Origin of the sequence: Tsukamurella sp. 1534 (assembly GCF_000312385.1) — a bacterium.
Classification (GTDB): domain Bacteria; phylum Actinomycetota; class Actinomycetes; order Mycobacteriales; family Mycobacteriaceae; genus Tsukamurella.
Map to the genome: position 1 here is coordinate 736,763 of NZ_HE997627.1, position 21,546 is coordinate 758,308.

Here is a 21,546-nt window from a genome sequence, read left to right on the forward strand (position 1 = left end):
ACGTTCAGGGTTGGCGAGGCGCCGTCACGAGGTGAGACGAACTCCTCATTTCGCCGCCCTGACCAGGCGTTCCGCCACCTCGGGGTATCCGGCAGGGTGCACGTGGAGATACGAGGAGTGCACTCCCGGCGCGACGTGCCCGTCGGTCTCCGGACGACGGTCCGCGTCGTGCCAGCCCCAGGCCGGTGTCGGCGAACCCGCGAGCCGCGTGCGGTGGAACTCGTGCCCGGTGACCCGCTCCCCCGCGCGGAAGAGGGCGTTGTCGGTCAGCGCCACCGCGTCGCGGTAGCCCAAGCGCAACCGGGGCGTGAACTCGGCGGCGCCGGGCACCACGCCGCACATGGGCGCGCCGTCGAGCGATTCGGCGAGGTACAGCAGCCCCGCGCATTCGGCGTGCACGATCCCGCCGTCCGCGACCAGCCGCCGCACCTGCTCGCGCAGCACGACGTTCGAGGACAGCTTCTCCGCGTACACCTCGGGGAAGCCGCCCGGGAAGACGGCGGCGGAGGCCCCGTCGGGCAGCGGATCGGTGAGCGGGTCGAACCGGCGCACCGTCGCGCCGGCGGCGGCGAGGAGTTCCTCGTGTTCGGCGTAGCCGAAGCTGAACGCCGGGCCGCCGGCCAGCGCCACCGTCGGGCGTGCCGGGACCGCGGAGACCTCGTCGACCGGTGACCACGCGGGGCCGTCGGCGACGGGTCGCGCCAGTTCGCGCACGCGCTCGACGTCGACGTGCCGGGCCACCAGGTCGGTCATCGCGCCCACGGCGTCGACGGCGTCCTGGCCGCGCTCGGCGGCGGGGATGAGCCCCAGGTGCCGCGCGGGCACCTCCAGCGCGCCCGCGCCGGGGACGGCGCCCACCGCCTCCAGCCCGGCCTGCGCGCACGCGTCCCGCAGCACCCGCTCGTGGCGCGCGCTGGAGACCCGGTTGAGCACCACTCCGGCGATCGCGATGCCCGGACGGTACGTGGCGAAGCCCGCGAGCAACGCGGCGAGGGACTGGGAGTGCCCCCGCGCGTCCACCACGAGAACGACGGGGGCGCCGAGCGATTCGGCGACGTCCGCGGTCGAACCGATGCCCTGCGTCCGGCCGTCCGCGGTGATCCGGCCGTCGAACAGGCCCATCACGCCCTCCACCACAGCGATCCCCGCGCCCGCGGCGCCGTGCCGGTACAGCGGCGCCACGCGGTGCTCCCCGCACAGCACGGGGTCCAGGTTGCGGCCGGGGCGGCCGGTGGCGAGCGCGTGGTAGCCCGGGTCGATGTAGTCCGGCCCCACCTTGAACGGGGCGACTCCGCCCGCCGCTCCCCCGGTGCGGGCGAGCGCGCCCATGAGCCCGGTGGCGATCGTCGTCTTGCCGCTGCCCGACGACGGTGCCGCCACCACCACGGCGGGAGTCACCACTCGATGCCCTTCTGGCCCTTGCGTCCGGCGTCCATCGGGTGCTTGATCTTGGTCATCTCGGTGACCAGGTCCGCCGCGTCGATGAGGGCCTGCGGTGCGTCGCGGCCGGTGATCACGACGTGCTGGTTCCCGGGCCGGTTCCGGAGCACCTCCACCACCTCGTCGACGTCCACCCAGCCCCATTTCAGCGGGTAGGTGAACTCGTCGAGGACGTAGAACCGGTGCTCCTCGGCGCCCAGCCGGCGGGCGATCTCCGCCCAGCCCGCACGGGCCGCCTCGGCGTGGTCCTGTTCGGCGTCATCGGTACGCCGCAGCCAGGACCAGCCCTGCCCCATCTTGTGCCATTCCACCGGGCCGCCCGCACCGGTGCTCTCGTGCAGCTCACCCAGCGCGAGCATCGTCGCCTCCTCGCCCACCTTCCATTTCGCGCTCTTGACGAACTGGAAGACGCCGATCGGGAAGCCCTGGTTCCAGGCGCGCATGGCCATGCCGAACGCCGCGGTGGACTTCCCCTTGCCGGGGCCGGTGTGCACGGCGAGCACGGGCTGGTTCCGGCGCTGCCGGGTGGTGAGACCGTCCTGCGGAACGCTCGCGACCTTGCCTTGGGGCATCGGGACTCCTTACCGGGTTGCGGGTTTTCCGGGCCTCCACGGCACGATTCTGCCTCGCGTGGCCGCTGGACCCGAGGTTCGGAACGCGTCAGGCGACGCGGGCCAGCTCCTGGGGGCTGAGGCCGGACAGCGGGATCCGTTCCGCCCCCAGCGCCGCGGCGATCTTCGCGGCCAGGCCCAGCCGCACCATCGATGTCTCGCAGTCCACCACCACGGCGGCGCGGCCGTCCGCGTGCAGGCCGGCCGCGGCGGCGATCGCCCTCGGCAACGGGTCCCGGCCCGACGTGGCGCGGCCGTCGGTGAGCAGCACGACGAGCGGGCGGCGCGCGTCCGGGCGCAGCTCCTCGCGGCGCAGCAGGCGGCGCGCCTCGAGGATCCCCTCGGCCAGCGGGGTGCGGCCGCCGGTGCGGGCACGGGCGAGCCGCGCGACCGCGAGATCGACGCTGCGGGTGGGCGGTACAAGGAGCGTGGCCTCGGCGCCGCGGAAGCCGATCACCGCCACCTTGTCGCGCCGCTGGTAGGCGTCACGGAGCAGCGAGACGGCGGCCTCGCCGACCAGCGCGAGGCGTTCCCGGGCGGCCATCGAGCCCGAGAGGTCCACCACGAACACCACGAGGTTCCCCTCGGTGGCCTCGCGGACCGGGGCGCGCAGGTCCTCGGGCCCGAGCCGGAGGGGCCCGGTGGTGCGGCCCCGCGCGATCTGGCTGGGCGCGGCGGCGCGGAGGGTGGCGAGCAGGTGCAGCCCGGCCCCGGTGCCCGCGGGCGCCGCCCGCACCACGCTGCCGCGGTCGGACCGGGCCTTCGAGCGGCGCCCCGCGGCCCCGCCGGTGCCGAGGCCGGGCACGGTGAGCTTGGCGACGGTGCTGCTGCTTCCGGTGGGCAGCGGCGCCCCTTCGGAGGGCCGCTGATCGCCCGGATCGGAGCGCTCCGCAGGAGGTTCCGCGGCGTCCCCACCGCCGGGGCCGTCGGGATCGGGTTCGGGCTCGGGTTCCGGCTCGCCGTCCGGCGGCGGCCCGGGGTCGTCGTCCCGGGCGTCGTCGAAGGCGCGGTCGAGCTCCTGGTCGTCGACGCCGGGCTCGTCGAACGGGTCCCGGCGTTTGCGGTGCGGCAGAGCCAGTTCCGCGGCCACCCGCACGTCGTCCTCGGTGACCTCGGCGGCGCCGCGCCACGCGGCGTGCGCCGTGGCGGCCCGGGCGATCACCAGATCGGCGCGCATGCCGTCCACATCGAAGGCCGCGCACACCGCGGCGATCCGGCGCAGCTCGGCGTCGGGCAGCGTCACCGCCGGGAGCCTGTCCCGGGCTGCGGCGATCCGCCGGGCGAGGTCGGCGTCGGCGTCGGCGTAGCGGGCGGCGAATCCGGCGGGGTCGGCCTCGAACGCGAGGCGGCGGCGCATCACCTCGACGCGGGTGTCCACCTCGCGGCTGGCGGCGATGTCGACCGCGAGGCCGAACCGGTCCAGCAACTGCGGGCGCAGCTCGCCCTCCTCGGGGTTCATGGTGCCCACCAACACGAACCGCGCCGGATAGGCGCGGGAGATGCCGTCGCGCTCCACCGTGACCCTGCCCATCGCGGCGGCGTCCAGCAGCACGTCCACGAGGTGATCGGAGAGCAGGTTCACCTCGTCCACGTAGAGGATCCCGCCGTGCGCGTCGGCGAGCAGGCCGGGCGTGAACGCCACCTCGCCGTCGCCGAGCACGCGGTGCAGGTCGAGCGAGCCCACCACCCTGTCCTCGGTGGCGCCGATCGGCAGCTCGACGAGCCCGGCGGGCGCCCCGTCGGGGCGGGGTGGGAGCAGCGGCGTGAGGGCGCGCGCCGCAGTCGATTTCGCGGTCCCCTTCTCCCCGCGCACGAGCACGCCGCCCACAGCGGGGGCGATGGCGCACAGCGTCAGGGCCAGGCGCAGCCGGTCGTGACCGACCACGGCGCTGAACGGGAACCTCTCGTGCGTGTCCGTCACGTCGCGGGCCTCTCCATGGGAACGTGGGGGATGCCGTCCTCGACGAATTCGTCTCCGGTGACGGCGAACCCGTACTTCGCGTACATCGGCGCGAGATGCGATTGCGCCTCGAGCAAGCAGCGGCGGCCGGCCACCTCGTCGAGCGCGGCGGCCATGAGCGTCCCGATCAGTCCGGTGCCCCGGTGCGACGGGGCCGCGCACACACGCCCGATGGCGGCCGCGCCCGGCCCTTCGTCGGTCACCCGGACCGTCGCCACCAGGCCTATCCCCGGTGCATCGGGGTCGGTGTGCCAGAAGTGGATCGTCGACGGGGCGAGGTCGCGCCCGTCCACATCGAGCCACGGGCTCCGCTGCTCGGAGATGAACACCTCCGCGCGCAGTTTCAGCAGCGCGTAGAGCGTCGTCGCGTCGAGCTCGTCGCCGGCGGCGCGCTGCACGGGATCAGGCCTGCGCGTCGGCCCCGACGCCGGGGGCCAGCTGCAGCGTACGGTTGGTCCAGTCCCAGACCTGCGTGTACAGCTTCTTGTTGTCGTTGAGCGTGGTGCCGTACGACGGGATCATCTCCTGCAGCAACGGCTTCCAGGCCTGCATGTGCTTCGGGAAGCACTTGCCGAGCACGTCGAGCATCGCCGGGACGGCGGTGGAGGCGCCGGGCGAGGCGCCCAGCAGGCCGGCGATCTGATCCTGCTCCGCGGCGATGACCGCGGTGCCGAACTCGAGGTTGCCGCCGCCCTTGCCCTTGCGGATGACCTGCACGCGCTGGCCGGCGGTGATCAGCTCCCAGTCGTGACCGTCGGCGCGGGGCACGAACTCCGACAGCGTGTGCACGCGGTCCGCCGGGGTCTGCGTCAGCTCACCGATGAGGTACTTGGTGAGGCCCATCTCCTTGAGGCCCACGGCCATCATCGGGACGATGTTGTTGGGCTTCACCGACAGCGGCAGGTCGGTGTACTTGCCGGCCTTGAGGAACTTGGGCGAGAAGCCGGCGTAGGGGCCGAACAGCAGGCCCTTGTTGCCGCCGATGACGCGGGTGTCGAGGTGCGGCACCGACATCGGCGGGGCGCCGGTGGGAGCCTTGCCGTACACCTTGGCGGCGTGGTGATCGATGAGCTCGGGGTTGCTGCACCGGAAGAACTGGCCGGACACGGGGAATCCGCCGAATCCCTTGGCCTCCTTGATGCCCGACTTCTGCAGCAGGGGCAGTGCGCCGCCGCCCGCGCCGACGAACACGAAGCGCGCGTCGACGTGGCTGATCTCGTTGGTGCGCAGGTTCTTGATGGTGAGGCGCCAGCCTCCGCCCTTCTGCTTCTTCAGGTCGGTGACCTTGGTGCCGAAGTGGACGCTGCCGCCCTTGCCGACGAAATTGATCAGCTTCTTGGTCAGCGAACCGAAGTCGACGTCGGTGCCGCCCTCGAACCAGTTCACGGCGACGGGGTCGCCGAAGTTGCGGCCCGCGGCCATGATCGGCAGCCGCTCGCTGAACGTGGCCGGGTCGGTGAAGTACTCCATGCCCTCGAACAGCGTCTGGTGCGAGAGCGCGTCGTAGCGCTTGCGCAAGTACTCGACGTTGTCGGCGCCGTGCACGAAGCTGGCGTGCGGGATGGGGTTGATGAAGTCGGAGGGGTCGTCCATCACGCCCGCGTCCACGGCGTACGCCCAGAACTGGCGGGACACCTGGAACTGCTCGTTGATCGTGATCGCCTTGGAGACGTCGACCGAACCGTCGGCCTGCTGCGGCGTGTAGTTCAGCTCGCAGAGGGCGGAGTGACCGGTGCCCGCGTTGTTCCACGGGTCGGAGGATTCGGCGCCGGCGGCGTCGAGCGACTCGAAGACGCTCACCGACCAGCTCGGCTCCAGCTTGCGGATCAGGGTGCCGAGCGTAGCGCTCATGATCCCGGCTCCGACGAGCGCGACGTCCGTGGTGATCACGTTACGGGCCATCAGGCTATTCACTCCTCGAGGTGTGGCAGGACTCCGGCGTCGGGCCCTCTTCTGGGCCAGAACCTTACTCTGGGGTATCCGGCGGATGTGCGGCACACCGGGGTGGTTGTTCTCACTACAGTGAAGCCGTGGCGACCACTGAGCTGACCTACTCCCCCGACATCCTCGGCGACGATTACGTCGCGCACACCTTCGACCTGGGCCCCGACCCGGACGGCGAGCCCGGCGGCGACATCGCGGCGACGCTGGTGAAGCACGTCGCGGGCCCCGGCGATCCGCACCACGCCGTGCTGTGGGTTCACGGATTCTCCGACTACTTCTTCCAGACCGCGATCGCGGAGTTCTTCGCCGAGCGGGGCTACGCGTTCTACGCGCTCGATCTCCGGAAGTCGGGCCGGTCCCTCCGCGACGGGCAGTCGGCGCACTACGCGACCGATTTCACGGTCTACGACACCGAGCTCGACCTCGCGCTCGACGCGATCGCCGCGGACCACCCCGGCCTCGGGGTGGTCGTGGCCGCACACTCCACCGGCGGCCTCATCACGCCGCTGTGGCTGGACCGCCGCCGGCAACAGGGCCGCACCGCCCCGGTGGTGGGGCTGGTGCTCGACAGCCCGTGGTTCGACCTGCAGGGCTCCGCGGTCCTGCGCGAGGTCGCGACCCCGGTGGTGAAGCTCATCGGCAAGGCCGTGGGCACCCGCATCGTCCCAGTGGAGGCGGTCGGCGTGTACGGCCAGTCGATCCACGTGAGCGAGCAGGGCGAGTTCGAGTTCGACACCACGATCAAACCGATCGAGGGCTTCCCTGTGCGGTTCGGCTGGCTGCGCGCGGTGCGGGTGGCGCACAGCCTGCTGCACCGCGGCCTCGACGTGGGCGTCCCGTCGCTCGTGCTGCGCTCCACGAAGAGCTTCGCCCCCAAGTCCTACAGCCCCGAGGCGGGCCGTGCCGACGTGGTGCTCGACACCCGGCAGATCGCGAAGTGGGCGGGGGCCCTGGGGAACCGGCTCACGGTGGTACCCATCGCGGACGCGAAGCACGACGTGTTCCTCTCCGAGGAGCCCGCGCGCAAGGCCGCGTACGCGGAGCTCGCCGGCTGGCTGGCCCGCGAGATCGAGCACTAGAGGAGGCCGTCGTGACGGAGCAGGTTTTCGACCTCGTCATCGTGGGATCCGGGAGCGGTAACACCATCCCGGACGAGCGCTTCGACGACAGGTCCATCGCGATCATCGACAAGGGGCAGGCGAACGGCGCCTACGGCGGCACCTGCCTCAACGTGGGGTGCATCCCGACCAAGATGTTCGTCTGGCCGGCCGATGTCGCCGACGAGGCCCGTGAGGCCGGGCCGGTCGGCGTGGACGCCGACGTGACCCGGACCCGGTGGCCGGATATCCGGAACCGGGTGTTCGGCCGCATCGACCGGTACGCCGCGGGCGGGCTGCGCTACCGGGTGCAGGACTGCCCGAACATCACGGTGTTCCAGCAGGAGGGGTGGTTCCTGCCCGCGCCCGCGTCGGGCCCCGCCGACGGCCTGCACCGGCTCGAGTTGGCCGACGGCACCGTCGTCGCCGGACGGGACGTGGTGCTCGCGGCCGGCTCCCGCGCGGTGATCCCGCCGGTGATCGCCGATTCCGGGGTCCCGTTCCACACCAACGACACCATCATGCGGCTCGAGGACCTCCCGGGCCGGGTGATCGTGGTGGGCAGCGGCTACATCGCCGCGGAGTTCACGCACGTGTTCGCCGGGCTCGGCGCGGAGGTCACCGTCGTGGCCCGTGGCCCCCGGCTGCTGCGCAGCCAGGACGACACGATCTCCGAGCTGTTCACGTCCGTCGCCTCCGAGCGCTGGGACGTGCGCCTGGGCACCGAGGTGACCGGGGCGCGCACCGTCGGCGACGGGGTGGAGGTCGACCTCACGGACGGGTCGACGGTGACCGGCGACGTCCTGCTGGTCGCGACGGGCCGCACCCCGAACGGCGACACCCTCGCCACGTCGGCGATCGGGATCGAGCTGGAGGACGGCCGGGTCCCGGTCGACGAGCACCAGCGGACCCCCGTGCGCGGCGTGTGGGCACTGGGCGACGTGAGCTCGCCGTACCTGCTCAAACACGTGGCCAATCACGAGGCGCGGGTGGTGCAGGAGAACCTGCTGGCCGGATGGGACACCCCGTCGGCCACCACCGACCACCGGTACGTGCCGGGCGCGGTGTTCACCCGCCCGCAGGTGGCGTCGGTCGGCCTGACCGAGGCGCGGGCCCGGGCCCAGGGCATCGACGTGGCCGTGGCGGAGCAGCGGTACGCCGACATCGCGTACGGCTGGGCCATGGACGAGCCGGAGGGCGTGTGCAAGCTGATCGCCGACCGCGCGACGGGGCTCCTGGTGGGCGCGCACATCGTGGGGTACCAGGCGTCCGCACTGATCCAGTCGGCGATCACCGCGATGTCGTTCTCCATCCCCGCCCGCGAGTTCGCGCGGGGTCAGTACTGGATCCACCCGGCGCTTCCGGAGCTGGTGGAGAACGCCCTACTGGGAGTGTCGGAAGACCGCTGACCGGCGCGGCCGCGCCGGGTACAGTCATATGCATGATTCACAATGATTTGATCGCGCCCGCCGGCTGCTCCAACCCGAACTGCACGTGCGAGAACTGCTCGTGCGGCGACGACTGCACCTGCGGCTCCGACACGTAACCGCGCCGCCCGCGAACCGGTCGCGCCGCCGCGCCGCCGCGCGGCCGGTTGGCGCCGCGCGGACGCTCAGCGCGGTCAGTTCCGGAGCGTCCGCAGCGCGATCTCCGAGGCGAGGGCCGCCGGTGCGCGCAGCGGGAGCCAGTGGTCACCGTCGGGCACCTCGCTGAGCCGGTAGTCGGCCCGGAGGAACCTACCGGTGCCCTTGGCCTGGGTCGGCCCCGCGATCGGATCCCGGGCGCCCCACACCAGCGTGGTGGGAACCTCGATCGCGGGACAGTCGAAGCCCTCCCCGCCGGGCACCATGTTCGCCCGGTACCAGTTGAGCCCCGCGGTCAGCGCGGACTCGTTGGCCAGCGCCTCGATCCCGCCGCCCGGGGCGGTGGCCAGCAGCGTGCGTGCGTCGTTGTCGAGCAGCGACTGCTCCGCGGCGCCGGCGCGCATGAACAGATCCAGGTAGCGCGAGCGCTGCCGCTGATCCTCGTCGGTCTCCATCGCCGCGCCGAACGCCGACGGGTGCCCGAACGAGACCGCGGTGAGGCTCATGGCGCGCAGCGGGTACTGCGCCGCGAAATGCCATGCGACGGTCGCGCCGAGGCCGTGCCCCACCAGGTGGGCGTACGGCACGTCGAGCCCGTCGAGGATCCCCGCGGCGTCCTCCGCCAACTGCTTCATCGTGTACGCGTCCACCCCCGTGGGGCGGGCACCCGCGCTGTAGCCGCGCTGCCGGGGGGCGATGGTGCGCAGGCCCGCCTCGTGCAGCCGCTCGCGGACCAGGTCGAAACACTCCTCGGTCTGCGGGAATCCGTGCAGCAACAACACGGGAACGCCGTGCTCGGGCCCCCCGATCGACACGTCGAATGTCCACGAACCCGCGGGCACTTGCTCCGTGTGTGCTGAATCCATCGGCATGGACACTAACGCTAGTAGGCCACGATGCGCAGGGACGGCAGGATCGGCGAAAACACGCCCGGCGATCGCAAAGGATTCATCAACGCGTCGAGATCGCAGTGCTCCTCGAGGGCGTCGGCCACGGTGTCCAACTGGGCGAGCCGCGCACCGTCGTAACTGATCTCGGGCCCCGGGGCGAACCCGGGGAAGGTGCGCGCGAGGAAGGCGCGGCGGAACTCGTCGGCCCCGAACAGGCCGTGCCAGTGGGTGCCGTAGGTCGCGCCGCGGGCCGCGCCCTCGGGGCCGTCCGGTCCGGCGAGAAACGGCTGCTCCGCGGTCCGGACGACGGTGCCGTGGTGGATCTCGTAGCCCGATGCGGGCGCCCCGAAACCCGTTCCGGTGACGTTCCGCACACACTTGTCGGCCGCGAACTCCACGTCGAGATCGAGCACGCCGAGACCGTCGATGCGCGTGCCGGCCGGGGCCTCCGCGCCGTGCGGGTCGGCGATGCCGCGGCCGAGCATCTGGTAGCCGCCGCAGATCCCCACGAGCGGCCGGCCCGCCGCGGCCCTGGCCACGAGGGCGTCGGCGAGGCCCGTCCGGCGGAGCCAGGCGAGGTCGGCGACGGTGGCCTTGGTGCCGGGGAGGATCACCAGATCGGCGGCGGCCACGTCGGCGGGGCGGATGGTCCACCGGACGGTGAGCCCCGGCTCGCACGCGAGGGCCTCGACGTCGGTGGTGTTGGAGACTCGCGGCAGGGCGATCGCGGCCACCTGCAGGGCGTCGGGGCGGCTCGCTCCCCTGCCCACGAGGTCGGTACCGAGCGCGGCGAGCGAGTCCTCGGCGTCGAGCCACAGGTCGCGCAGGTAGGGCAGGACGCCGAGTGTCGGTCGTCCGGTGAGCCGTTCCAGCTGCGCCAGGCCGGGTTCCAGGATCGACGGGTCGCCGCGGAACCGGTTGATCAGGTAGCCGTAGACGCGGCGCTGATCCTCCGGTGCGAGGACGGCGACGGTGCCCGCGAGGTGCGCGAGCACTCCCCCGCGGTCGATGTCGCCGACCACGATCACGGGCAGATCCGCGGCCTCGGCGAGCCCCATATTGGCGATGTCGGTGGCGCGCAGGTTGATCTCGGCGGGGCTGCCGGCTCCCTCGCACAGCACCACGTCGAACTCGTCGCGCAGACGGCGCAGGCCGGCGGTCACCTCGTCGAGCAGCCACCGGCGGCGCTCGACGTAGTCCCGGGCGCCCACGTCGCCGACGGCGCGGCCGTGCAGCACCAGCTGGGAGCGGCGGTCGCCGCCGGGCTTGAGCAGGACCGGGTTGAACCGCGTGCTCGGCGCCAGCCCGCAGGCGAGCGCCTGCGTCGCCTGCGCGCGGCCGATCTCCCCCGACGTCCCGTCGCGTTCGACGGTGGCGACGGAGTTGTTGGACATGTTCTGCGCCTTGAACGGCGCCACCCGCACGCCCCGGCGGGCCAGCAGTCGGCAGAGCCCGGCGGTGACCGTGGACTTCCCGGCGTCGCTGGTCGCGCCGGCGATGAGGAGGGCGCCGTGCACGTCGCCCGGCTTACGAAGCCGAATCGCTGGGGAGGGTGAGGATCTCGGCGCCGTCCTCCGTCACCACCAGGGTGTGCTCGAACTGCGCCGTCCACTTCCTGTCCGTGGTGGCCACCGTCCACCCGTCGGACCAGATCTCGTAGTCGAGTCCGCCCAGGTTGATCATCGGCTCAATCGTGAACACCATCCCGGTCTCCAGCACCGTGTCCACGTTCGGCTCGTCGTAGTGCAGCACCACCAGGCCGTTGTGGAAGGTCTCGCCGATGCCGTGGCCGGTGAAATCGCGGACAACGGTGTAGCCGAAGCGATTCGCGTACGCCTCGATGACGCGGCCCACCACGTTGAGCTCGCGCCCGGGCTTCACCGCCTTGATCGCGCGCATCGTGGCGTTGTGCGTGCGCTCCACGAGCAGGCGGTGCTCCTCGGAGACGTCGCCGGCGAGGAAGGTCGCGTTGGTGTCGCCGTGCACCCCGTCGATGTAGGCGGTCACGTCGATGTTGACGATGTCGCCGTCCTCGATCACGGTGTTGTCCGGGATGCCGTGACAGATCACCTCGTTGAGGGAGGTGCAGCAGCTCTTGGGGAAGCCCCGGTAGCCCAGCGTCGACGGATACGCCCCGTGATCGATCATGTACTCGTGCGCCACCCGGTCGAGGTGATCGGTGGTCACGCCGGGCCGCACCTCCGCGCCGGCGGCCTGCAGCGCGTCCGCGGCGATCCGCGAGGCGAGGCGCATCTTCTCGATCGTCTCCGGGGTCTGCACCCACGGTTCGTTCCCCTCGTTCGCCGACTTCTTGTCGACGTACTCGGGGCGCTCGATCTGGGAGGGAACCGCCAGCCGGGGCGCGACGGTGCCGGGGGTCAGTGCTGCGCGCGTCATCCGCCCAGCCTATCCGCCGCGCGCCCGCGCGCCTCCCTTGCGGCCCGCTCAGCCCGGCGCCCCGTCGTTCCTGCGCCCGCCCCCGCTTCTGCCCGCCCCCGCTTCCACCTGCCCCCGCTTCAGCCGCCGACACGTCCACGCGACAGCACGCGGCACCTCCCGCCCGCTTCCCGCGACACCGAGCCGTTCCCGCGATCGCCATGGTGATCGCGAGAACAGCTCACGATCGCGGGAACCCCAGTGCCCGATCGCGGGAACGATTCATGATCGCGGGAACGGCTCACAATCGCGGGAAGCGGACCGCCGCTCACGCGGCGTCGATCACGCGACCTCGATCAGCAGCCCGGCAGTACCGAGGGAACGACGCAGCTTGCCGCGCAACAACGCCGGCGTGAGGCAGTGCTTCCACCTCCAGTGCGTGGTCTTCATTCCGAGTTCCGAGAGCAGCTCGTCACGGTTGGACTGCCCCTCCGCCGTGGCGCCGTTGGAGTACTTGGACTCTCCGTCGAACTCCCCCCGCCACGACGCCGCGCCATTCGAAGTCCGGAACGCAGAGCAGCTCGCCCGTCTCGCCGCGGAACTCGCGCTGCAGCGCCGGCTCCGGGATCTCGGGCCACTTGTGCATCAGCGCGCGGCTGTAGGACTCTCCGAGCGACTGCGGCAGGGCGGACGCCCGTGGCAGCACCGCGCGCAGCAGGTCGGCGCCGTTGCGCCGCCCGAGCCGGGCCGCCGCAGCCACGAGGTCCTCCTGCGGCACGCCGAGGCGGCGCGCCGAATCGAGAACACAGATCCCCTGCTCGTAGGTGCCGGCCAACACCAGGTCCAGAGCCGTCCGCGCGATCGCGGTGCACGCCAAACCCTCGACCACCGCGACGTCCTCGGCGTCGAGCCGCCGCATGTGCACGCGTCGCCGTCCCGACCGGCGGCCCCCGCTTCTCCCCGGCGCGGTGAAGTCCACCGAGTCGTAGTCCGGATGGAGTGTCTCGAGCCCGTGCAGCACCGCGGCCGCACCGTGACTGAGCACCAGCCCGACGCCGGAGTTCTCGGCGGCGGCCCGCGCCATCAGCAGGAACTCCTCCTCCGCGGGCAACGGTCCGGCGGCGCGGTAGCGGCCCGGCCACACCCGGACCAGACGATGCGCATCCGTGTACGCCCGGATCTCGGCGTCCCCGCGCCCGATCGCACGAAGCTGCGCGCGCGTGCGGAGTTCGCGCGCCGGATCCGGCGACGCATGAGGATCCCGATTCTCCTGATTCACGACTACCTCCCCCAAGGTGTCAGCGATCCTCGCAGAACCCTCCGACAAGTCCGCGCGGCTACCACCCGCCCCGCTTCCCGCGACACCGACCTGTTCCCGCGATCACCATGGTGATCGCGGGAACAGCTCACGATCGCGGGAACCCCACGACCCGATCGCGGGAACGATTCATGATCGCGGGAGCGGCTCGGTGTCGCGGGAATGCGGGGCGCAGTGTGGTCAGAGCTGCTGGTGGGACGGTCGGTACGAAACGCCGGGGCACGCGGTCAGCTGGGGGTGGCGCCGACCGGGGCGTCGTAGCGGTCGAAGAACGCCTTGGTCACCCCGACGGCGTTGTCGGAGCTGCCGCCGAGGACCACCATCGTGGCGAACGCGAGGTCGCCGCGGTAGCCGACGAACCAGGCGTGCGAGCCACCGTCGACCTCCGCTTCACCGGTCTTGCCGAGGATGTCGCCGGCCCCCCGGATCAACTCGGCGGTACCGGAGGCGACCACCTCGCGCATCATCGCGCGGAGCCCGTCGACGGCCTTGGGGTCGAGCGGCGGACGGTCGCCGGTCACCGTGGTGGGCTTGCCCTGCAGCAGTTGCGGGGTGACCGCGCCGCCCTTCGCGACGGCCGCGGTGGCGAGGGCCATCGAGAACGGGCTCACGAGCACCTGCCCCTGGCCGAAGCTGTCCTCCACCTGGTTCACCAACGCCTTCGGCGTGGGGTACCCGCCCGAGGACACCGGTAGCCCGGGGATCCAGTACTCCGGGCCGATGCCGAGTTCCTTGGCGGCGGTGGGCAGCGCATCGAACGGCATCTTGGAGCCGAGGAACGCGAAGCTGGTGTTGCAGGACCGCGCGAACGCCCGCTGCATCGTGACGTCACCGAGTGCGAACCTGTTGTAGTTCGGCACTTCTCGTTCGCCGATCGTGAGCGTGCCGGGACACGGGACGATGGTCTGCGGGGTCGCGAGGCCGGTGGACATCGCCGCGGTGGCCGTGACGATCTTGCCCGTCGAGCCGGGCGGGTACAGGCCCGACGTGGCGAGCGAGCCCAGCTTGTCGGCCTCCGGGTTCTGCGCCACGGCGAGCACGTCGCCCGTGGACGGCTGGATCACCACCATCATCGCCTGCTTGTCGCGCCGGGTGTCGACGGCGGCCTGCGCCGCCGCCTGGGCGATCGGCGAGATGCTCACCTTGACCGACGGGGCGGGCTGCGGCGCAGTGGACGCCAGCGTGGTGACCTGCGCACCGGTGTCCGCCTCCGCCACCACCTCCCAGCCGTCCTTGCCGTCCAGGTCGCCCTCCACGTTCTTCTTGATCGACGACATCAGCGCCGGAGCGAAGGTGCGGTCGGTCGGCACCAGATCGGCCTGCTCGATGAGGGTGACGCCCGGCAGTGACGTGAGATCACCGGGGAGCTTGCGGAGGTCGTCCTGGTTCACCGACGCGACCACGTAGGGGGCGCCGAGCGATGTGGCCTGCTCCGTGATCTGCACCGGATCGAGGTCGGGGACGATCGGCTGCAGCGCCCGGGTGAGCTGCCCCGCCACGTCGAGCACCGTCGTGGGCGCGGTCACCTTGGTGGGGTCGAGGCGGATCCGGTTCACCACCCCCGGTACCAGGACGGAGCCGCCGGACGCGGAGTTCACCGGGGCCTTGGGCGCGGGCAGGGCGCGCAGCACCATGGTCTGGTTGGCTCCGAGACGCGGATGCAGGACGGCGGGGGCCCACCGCACCTTCCACTGCCCGTTCTCCTGGACGGTGGTGAACGTGCCCTCGTACTCCCAGGTGCGGCTGGACCGCCCCTGCTCCGCGGGCAGGTCCCACTCGTACGCGTAGTCGACGTCGCTCGTGGCGCCGGTGGTCCGCACCTGGCCGATCTTGAGTGTCACGCCGCGCGCCTGGAGACGCTCGAAAGCGCTCCGCAGCGACGCCTCGGCCGTCTCGGGCGACGTGGTGAGGCCCGCCGCGGCGTCGAAGTCCTTGTCCGCGAGGGCCGCTCCGAACCGGACCGCCACCGGCCCCGGGCCGTTCGTGTTCTCCGACGAGCACGCCACCGGCGCGACCATCGCCAGCACGGCGAGGATCGCGATCGAGCGGACGCGCAGGTTCTTCACGCGGCCAGGCTACGACGCGCCGGGGCCGCCGCCCGGTTGCCGCGCTGCGCTGTGACGACTGAGGCGGAAGTGACCGATTCGGGCCGGGTCAGGTGACCGAGAGGCCACCGTCGACGCAGATGTTCTGGCCCGTGACGAACCGCGATCCCGCCCCCGCGAGGAACACCGCGACGGCCGCGAAATCCTCGGGCGCGCCGAGGGTCCCGGTGTGGGCTCGACGGCGGAAGTACGCGGCCCGCTCCGCGTCGGCGAGGACGGCGGCGGTCATCGGCGTCGCCACCAGGCCGGGCGTGATCGAATTGGCGGTCACGCCGTGCGACGCCCACGCCTCCGATTGGCTCCGGCTCAGCCCCGCGACGCCGGCCTTGGCGACGCCGTACGCGCCGCTGTTGCCGAACGCCCGCTGCGCCTGCGTCGACGCGACGTTGATGATCCGGCCCCAGCCGCGGGCGACCATGCGCGGCCCGTAGTGCTGCCCCAGCGTGAACGGCGCGTCGAGGTTCACCGCGAGGATCTCGCGGTACAGGGCGTCGTCGATCTCCGCGAGCGGCGGACGCGGGTTCGTCCCGGCGCAGTTCACCAGGATGTCGACGGTGTCCGTGCGGGCGTCGACCTCCGCGATCAGCTCGTCGGTTCCGCGGGCGAGATCGGCGCTGATCCCGTCGGGGCCGAGCCGGCCGCGGTCCCGGCCGGCCCGCAGCACGCGCGCACCGGCACCGTCGAGCGCGTCGGCGATGGCGGCCCCGATGCCGGAACTCGCGCCGGTGACCAGCGCCGTGCGGCCCGTGAGGTCGAACAGCGCGGCGACGTCCGAGTTCATGGGCCCACAGTACGCACCCGGAACGGTCTGCGGCGCGGGCTCGGGCGGCAGCGGATACGCTCCGACGATGATCGGCCTCACGCTCATGATCAAACGATTCGTCTCCGCGCTGACCACGGGCAGGCGGGACCCGGCGTTCCGCGGCGCCGTGGTGAGCCTGCTCGTCATCGTGTTCGCCGCAACGCTCTTCTACACGCTGACCGAACACTGGTCCGTGCTCGACTCGCTGTACTTCGCGGTCTCCGCGGGCCTGCCGATGGGCGGCAGCTCGGTGAGCCCGACGATGGCCATCTCCAAGGTGTTCACCATGATCTACGCGCTGCTCGTGGTGGGTCTGTTCGTCACCGTCGGCGCGGGCCTGGCGAACGCGGTGATCAAGAACAACGCGGACCGGATCGCGGGGCGCGGCAAGAAGTCCGGCGATTCCGGCGACTGATCCGGACGGGAGTCATCGGGCCGGTTCCGATCGGGCCGGATCCGATCAGCCGGACCCCATCAGGCCAGGACGGCCACGAGCCAGATGCCGACGGCGATCAGCGCGCCCGCCAGTTCGATGAGGATGAGCAGCCCCGCCGCCTTGGTGGCGGCGATCGCGCCCGTCCACCCCGCGCGCACGTCGTGCAGGCGAGCCGCCTCCGCGAGGAAGGTTCCGCCGACGAACCCGATCACCAGGCCCACCACGGGGATCAGGAAGAACAGCACGATGCCGGCGACGCCGCCGGCCACGAGAGACCACTTCCCCACCCCGGCCCTGGCCATCGTGCGGTGCCCGACGAAGTACTTCACCACCCACGCGATCACCATGCTCGCGAGCGCCGCGGCGAACACGCCCCACGCGCTGCCGCCGGTGACGATCGCCCAGATCAGGATGCCCAGCGCCACGAGGGTCGTGCCGGGCAGCACCGGGACCACGATGCCCAGCAACCCCACGACCATCAGCGCGACGACGGCGACGTACCCCCAGGTGTTCACGGGAGAAGCGTAGCCGCGTCACGCGAGCAGGACCGTCGCGAACGTCCCGACCTGCCGGAATCCGACACGCTCGTACGCGCGCCGGGCCGGGGTGTTGAAGCTGTTGACGTACAGGCTGGGGATCCGACCGGACCGCAGGACGGCGTCGGCCACCGCGGCGGTGCCCGCCCCGCCGAGCCCCTGCCCCCGCAGGTCGGGCCGCACCCACACGCCCTGGATCTGCCCAACGGTGCGCGACACCGCCCCGACCTCCGCCTTGAAGGCCACGTCGGGGCCGTCGAACAGGACGTACGCCCGGCCGCCGAGGATCGTGTTGGCGACCCGCCGACGGTACGCCCGCCCGCCGTCGCCGCCGCGGGGGTCGATGCCCACCTCTGCGGTGAACATCGCGACCGAGGCGTCGAGGTACTGATCGAGTTCCGACATCCGCGCGGGCCGCACGTGCGGGTGCGACGCCGGCGACGGCGCTGGCATCGTCATCAGCGGCTGGTCCGGGCGGATCTCCCGAGCCGGGCCCCAGGCGGACTCGAGGTCCGCCCAGAGCGGCAGCACGTACTCCGCGCGGCCGACGATCGACGCGGCCGCGCGGTGGCCCCGCGCCGCGCGGGCGGCGAAGTAGCGCATGTCCTCCGCGTCGCCGCGCAGCGGCACGAGGTTGGCACCGGAGAAGCACAGCGACGAGGTAATGCCGCGGTTGGTCCACAGTTCACCGCCGAGGGACCCCGGATCCGTGCCGAATTCCTGGACACGACCGGCGATCATGCACGCGGCCACCGGGTCGGCGTCGAGGACGGCCAGCACCGTGGGCAGGTCCCGGGGCGGGACCGGCCGCTCGTGCAGCATCCTCAGCACCGCAACTCCTCGGACGGCTTATCGGCTATGACACGGTGACGACGGGCGCACCACTGTCACTATCCCCCGTTTCCTCCGCGATCCGCAGCGCTTCCTCGATCAGCGTCTCCACGATCTGCGCCTCGGGCACCGTCTTGATGACCTCGCCCTTGACGAAGATCTGGCCCTTGCCGTTACCGGAGGCCACACCGAGGTCGGCCTCGCGGGCCTCGCCCGGGCCGTTGACGACGCAGCCCATGACGGCCACGCGCAGCGGAACCTCCATGCCCTCGAGGCCGGCGGTCACCTCGTTGGCCAGCTTGTACACGTCCACCTGGGCACGGCCGCAGGACGGGCAGGAGACGATCTCCAGCTTGCGGGGGCGCAGGTTGAGCGACTGCAGGATCGCGTCGCCCACCTTGATCTCCTCCGCCGGGGGCGCCGAGAGGGACACGCGGATGGTGTCGCCGATGCCCTCGGAGAGCAGAGCGCCGAACGCGACGGAGCTCTTGATGGTGCCCTGGAACGCGGGACCCGCCTCGGTGACGCCGAGGTGCAGCGGGTAGTCGCACTGCGCCGCGAGCTGCCGGTACGCCTCCACCATGACCACGGGATCGTTGTGCTTGACCGAGATCTTGATGTCGCCGAAGCCGTGCTCCTCGAACAGGCTCGCCTCCCACAGCGCCGATTCGACGAGCGCCTCGGGGGTGGCCTTGCCGTACTTCTGCATGATCCGCTTGTCCAGCGAGCCGGCGTTCACGCCGATGCGCAGCGGGATGCCCGCGTCGCCGGCCGCCTTCGCGACCTCCTTGACGCGGCCGTCGAACTCCTTGATGTTGCCGGGGTTCACGCGGACGGCCGCACAGCCCGCGTCGATCGCGGCGAAGATGTACTTGGGCTGGAAGTGGATATCGGCGATCACCGGGATGTTCGCCTTCTTGGCGATCATCGGCAGGGCGTCGGCGTCCTCCTGCCGCGGGCAGGCGACGCGCACGATGTCGCAGCCCGATGCGGTGAGCTCCGCGATCTGCTGCAGCGTGGCGTTCACGTCGTGCGTCTTGGTGGTGCACATGGACTGCACCGAGATCGGATGATCACTGCCGACGCCGACGCCGCCCACGTCGAGCTGGCGGGTCTTGCGGCGCGGAGCCAACACGGGTGCCGGGGCTGCCGGCATTCCCAAACCTACGGACATTCGCTACTACTCCGATTCAGTTGAAGAGTTTGAGGGGTGCGACGATGTCTGCGACCAGCACGAGCAACATGTAGCTGCCCCCGACCGCGAGCACCACGTACGTGAGCGGCGCCAGTTTCAAGTAGTCGACGGGCCCGTCCTTGCGCCCCGTGACCAGGTCGCGGATCTTCTCGAAGATCACCACCGCCATGTGACCGCCGTCGAGCGGCGGCACGGGCAGCAGGTTGATGAGGCCGAGCATGAGGTTCAACCCGGCGAGCAGCAGGAAGAACACGGCCCACATGTTGCGCTCTGCGACCTCGCCACCGATCATCGACGCGCCGACCAAGGACGACGGCGTGTCGATTCCACGATCCCCCGTCCTGATCGCATCGATCAGGGCCGGGACCTTCTGCGGGAGCTGGCCGATCGCGACCACCGTCTTCTCGCCCAGGTCCCAGGTGAAGGCCGCGGCGCCGCCGATCGCGGTGAGCGGGTTGTAGTGGTTGACCACGCCGATCGTGCCGACGGTGATGCCGATCGTGGGACCGGTGACCTGGGTGTAGTCCTTACGGTCCTCCGTGGGGCGCCACTTCGTCGACGTCAGGGGGTCGACGGTGACCTCGCTCTGCTGCCCGTCCCGGACGATGCCGAGGCGGACTGGGCCGTTGGCGTTCTGCAGGGCGTCGATGACCGTCTCCGCGTTCACAGCGGTGCCGTTGACGGAGGCGATCTCGTCGCCGAACTTCAGGCCCGCCTGCGCCGCGGGGCTCGGCCGGCACTCGCCGATCGGCCGGGGCGGCTGGTCCTTCGTGGGCTTTGTGGTCGAATCGGCGACGCATCCGGTGGCCGAGACGGCGGCCTTCGGCGGCGTGTCGACCGCGGGCAGCCCAGCGGTCACGGCGACGCCGTAGATGAGTAGCGCCCCGAGCACGAAGTTCATACCGGGCCCGGCGAAGAGCACGAAGAGGCGCTTCCACGGCGCCTGCTTGTACATCGCCTTCTCCCGCTCGACGGGGGTCTTCAGCTCGTCGAGCATGGTCATCCCCGCGATATCGCAGAAACCGCCGAGCGGCACCGCCTTGAGGCCGTACTCGATCCCGTCGGGCCCCTTCGGGCGGCGCGTGGACCACACCGTGGGACCGAAACCCACGAAGTAGCGCCGCACCTTCATACCGGTGGCCTGGGCGGCCCACATGTGACCGCACTCGTGCCAGGCGACCGAGGCGAGGATGCACAGCGCGAACGCTGCGATACCCAGGGCGTACATCATGGGCTCCAGGATACCGGCGGTTCAGGGGTCCTGGTTCAGGCCGACCCGACCAGCTCCGCGGCGCGGGCGCGGGCCCACTCCTCCGCCGCGAGGACGTCCGCCACGTCCCGGGGCTCGGCCTGCCACTGCGCACCGTCGGACACGACCCGCGCGACGGTGTCGACGATGGCCAGGAACGAGGTCCTGCCGTCGAGGAACGCCTGCGCGACCACCTCGTTCGCGGCGTTGAACACCGCGGTCAGGCTGCCGCCGCGGGTGCCGGCGTCGCGGGCGACGGAGATCGCGGGGAACGCCTCGTGGTCGACGGGGGCGAAGGTCCACGTGTGGGCCTCGGCGAAATCGCAGGCGGCGGACGCGCCGGGCACCCGGTCGGGCCAGCCGAGCGCCAGCGCGATCGGCAGCTTCATGGACGGCGGCGAGGCCTTGGCGATGGTGGCGCCGTCGACGAAGGTCACCATCGAGTGCACGACGGACTGCCGGTGCACCGTGACGTCGATGCGGTCGTAGGGGACGCCGAACAACAGGTGCGCCTCGATCACCTCGAGGGCCTTGTTGACCAGGGTCGCGGAGTTGAGGGTGATCATCGGCCCCATCGACCAGGTGGGGTGCTTCCCCGCCTGCTCCGGGGTGACGTCGGCGAGCTCGGCGCGGGTGCGGCCGAAGAACGGCCCGCCGGACGCGGTGAGGACGAGCCGGTCCACCTCCGACGGTGCGCCGCCGCGCAGGCACTGCGCGATGGCGGAGTGCTCGGAGTCGACGGGCACGATCTGGCCCTCGGCCGCCCGATTCAGGACCAGCGAACCGCCCGCCACCAGGGACTCCTTGTTGGCGAGGGCGAGACGGGCGCCGCTGTCGAGGGCCGCGAGCGTCGGCCCCAGGCCGAGGCTTCCGACCACGCCGTTGAGCACCACATCGGCCTCGACCGTCTCGACGAGCCGCGTCATGGCTTCCGGGCCGGTCAGCGCACCGTCGAACCCGCCGGCGCGCGACGGGTCCGCGATGCCGATCCGCGCCCCGCCCAGGCCGACGGTGCGCGCCTGCCGGGCGAGGAGCTCGGGGTTGCCGCCGCCGGCGCCGAGGCCGACCACCTCGAACCGGTCCGGGTTCTCGGCGATCACCTCCAGCGCCTGGGTGCCGATGGAGCCGGTGCTGCCGAGGATGAGGACGCGGGTGGTCACCCGATCACACTAA

The 21,546-nt window shown here is 71.8% G+C and carries 19 protein-coding genes; 3 read left to right on the plus strand and 16 right to left on the minus strand.

Going from position 1 to position 21,546, the window contains the following annotated elements; translation table 11 throughout:
• Positions 1-45 precede the first annotated feature (45 nt).
• The 5 genes from BN39_RS15890 to mqo form a co-directional block, all read right to left on the minus strand.
• Positions 46-1,401, minus strand: a complete 1,356-nt coding sequence (locus BN39_RS15890) for a cobyrinate a,c-diamide synthase (RefSeq protein WP_237741706.1) — start codon at positions 1,399-1,401, stop codon at positions 46-48.
• Entirely contained in the window at positions 1,395-2,012 is a 618-nt protein-coding gene (gene cobO / locus BN39_RS15895; protein WP_019203423.1) for a cob(I)yrinic acid a,c-diamide adenosyltransferase, read from the minus strand. The genes BN39_RS15890 and cobO overlap by 7 nt, the downstream gene beginning before the upstream one ends.
• A gap of 88 nt (positions 2,013-2,100) precedes the next feature.
• Positions 2,101-3,972 (minus strand): VWA domain-containing protein, encoded by a 1,872-nt coding sequence (locus tag BN39_RS15900; protein WP_019203424.1) that lies wholly within the window; start codon positions 3,970-3,972, stop codon positions 2,101-2,103.
• Positions 3,969-4,409, minus strand: coding sequence for a GNAT family N-acetyltransferase (locus BN39_RS15905; RefSeq protein WP_019203425.1), 441 nt, complete (start codon positions 4,407-4,409; stop codon positions 3,969-3,971). The genes BN39_RS15900 and BN39_RS15905 overlap by 4 nt, the downstream gene beginning before the upstream one ends.
• Positions 4,410-4,413: 4 nt before the next feature.
• Positions 4,414-5,913, minus strand: a complete 1,500-nt coding sequence (mqo, locus tag BN39_RS15910; protein WP_019203426.1) for a malate dehydrogenase (quinone) — start codon at positions 5,911-5,913, stop codon at positions 4,414-4,416.
• 128 nt (positions 5,914-6,041) lie between these two features.
• On the opposite strand from mqo, the gene BN39_RS15915 reads away from it, so the two are divergent.
• Positions 6,042-7,034: an alpha/beta hydrolase gene (locus BN39_RS15915; RefSeq protein ID WP_019203427.1), complete on the plus strand. Its 993-nt coding sequence runs from the start codon at positions 6,042-6,044 to the stop codon at positions 7,032-7,034.
• 11 nt (positions 7,035-7,045) lie between these two features.
• Positions 7,046-8,461: a mycothione reductase gene (locus BN39_RS15920; protein WP_019203428.1), complete on the plus strand. Its 1,416-nt coding sequence runs from the start codon at positions 7,046-7,048 to the stop codon at positions 8,459-8,461.
• Between the two features lie 212 nt (positions 8,462-8,673).
• On the opposite strand, the gene BN39_RS15925 is transcribed toward BN39_RS15920, so the two are convergent.
• The 6 genes from BN39_RS15925 to BN39_RS15950 form a co-directional block, all read right to left on the minus strand.
• Positions 8,674-9,501, minus strand: a complete 828-nt coding sequence (locus BN39_RS15925; RefSeq protein WP_040768503.1) for an alpha/beta fold hydrolase — start codon at positions 9,499-9,501, stop codon at positions 8,674-8,676.
• A gap of 17 nt (positions 9,502-9,518) precedes the next feature.
• Complete coding sequence (locus tag BN39_RS15930; protein WP_019203431.1) at positions 9,519-11,042, minus strand: cobyric acid synthase; 1,524 nt, start codon at positions 11,040-11,042, stop codon at positions 9,519-9,521.
• A 10-nt stretch (positions 11,043-11,052) separates the two neighbouring features.
• Entirely contained in the window at positions 11,053-11,922 is an 870-nt protein-coding gene (gene map, locus BN39_RS15935) for a type I methionyl aminopeptidase (protein WP_019203432.1), read from the minus strand.
• A gap of 451 nt (positions 11,923-12,373) precedes the next feature.
• The gene (locus BN39_RS15940) at positions 12,374-13,180 is read right to left on the minus strand and encodes a hypothetical protein (RefSeq protein ID WP_051159028.1); all 807 of its coding nucleotides are present in this window, start codon (positions 13,178-13,180) and stop codon (positions 12,374-12,376) included.
• A 266-nt stretch (positions 13,181-13,446) separates the two neighbouring features.
• Positions 13,447-15,285, minus strand: coding sequence for a penicillin-binding transpeptidase domain-containing protein (locus tag BN39_RS15945; RefSeq protein WP_019203434.1), 1,839 nt, complete (start codon positions 15,283-15,285; stop codon positions 13,447-13,449).
• A gap of 88 nt (positions 15,286-15,373) precedes the next feature.
• Positions 15,374-16,105: an SDR family NAD(P)-dependent oxidoreductase gene (locus BN39_RS15950; protein WP_040768504.1), complete on the minus strand. Its 732-nt coding sequence runs from the start codon at positions 16,103-16,105 to the stop codon at positions 15,374-15,376.
• Between the two features lie 67 nt (positions 16,106-16,172).
• Here BN39_RS15950 and BN39_RS15955 point away from each other — a divergent pair, with 67 nt between their 5' ends.
• Positions 16,173-16,541, plus strand: a complete 369-nt coding sequence (locus tag BN39_RS15955) for an ion channel (RefSeq protein WP_019203436.1) — start codon at positions 16,173-16,175, stop codon at positions 16,539-16,541.
• Positions 16,542-16,600: 59 nt separating this feature from the next.
• Here BN39_RS15955 and BN39_RS15960 read toward each other — a convergent pair whose 3' ends face one another.
• From BN39_RS15960 to dxr, 5 genes are read right to left on the minus strand one after another with little or no spacing between them, the layout of a single operon-like run.
• On the minus strand, positions 16,601-17,077 hold the full coding sequence (locus tag BN39_RS15960) for a DUF456 domain-containing protein (RefSeq protein WP_019203437.1): 477 nt from the start codon (positions 17,075-17,077) through the stop codon (positions 16,601-16,603).
• Between the two features lie 18 nt (positions 17,078-17,095).
• On the minus strand, positions 17,096-17,920 hold the full coding sequence (locus BN39_RS15965) for a GNAT family N-acetyltransferase (protein ID WP_019203438.1): 825 nt from the start codon (positions 17,918-17,920) through the stop codon (positions 17,096-17,098).
• 34 nt (positions 17,921-17,954) lie between these two features.
• The gene (ispG, locus tag BN39_RS15970) at positions 17,955-19,103 is read right to left on the minus strand and encodes a flavodoxin-dependent (E)-4-hydroxy-3-methylbut-2-enyl-diphosphate synthase (protein WP_040768117.1); all 1,149 of its coding nucleotides are present in this window, start codon (positions 19,101-19,103) and stop codon (positions 17,955-17,957) included.
• A 16-nt stretch (positions 19,104-19,119) separates the two neighbouring features.
• A complete protein-coding gene (locus tag BN39_RS15975) occupies positions 19,120-20,355 on the minus strand; it encodes an RIP metalloprotease (RefSeq protein WP_019203440.1) in 1,236 nt (411 codons plus the stop codon).
• Between the two features lie 35 nt (positions 20,356-20,390).
• Positions 20,391-21,533 carry a 1-deoxy-D-xylulose-5-phosphate reductoisomerase gene (gene dxr / locus BN39_RS15980; protein ID WP_019203441.1) on the minus strand — a complete coding sequence of 381 codons (1,143 nt, stop codon included), beginning with the start codon at positions 21,531-21,533 and terminating at the stop codon, positions 20,391-20,393.
• Positions 21,534-21,546 lie beyond the last annotated feature (13 nt).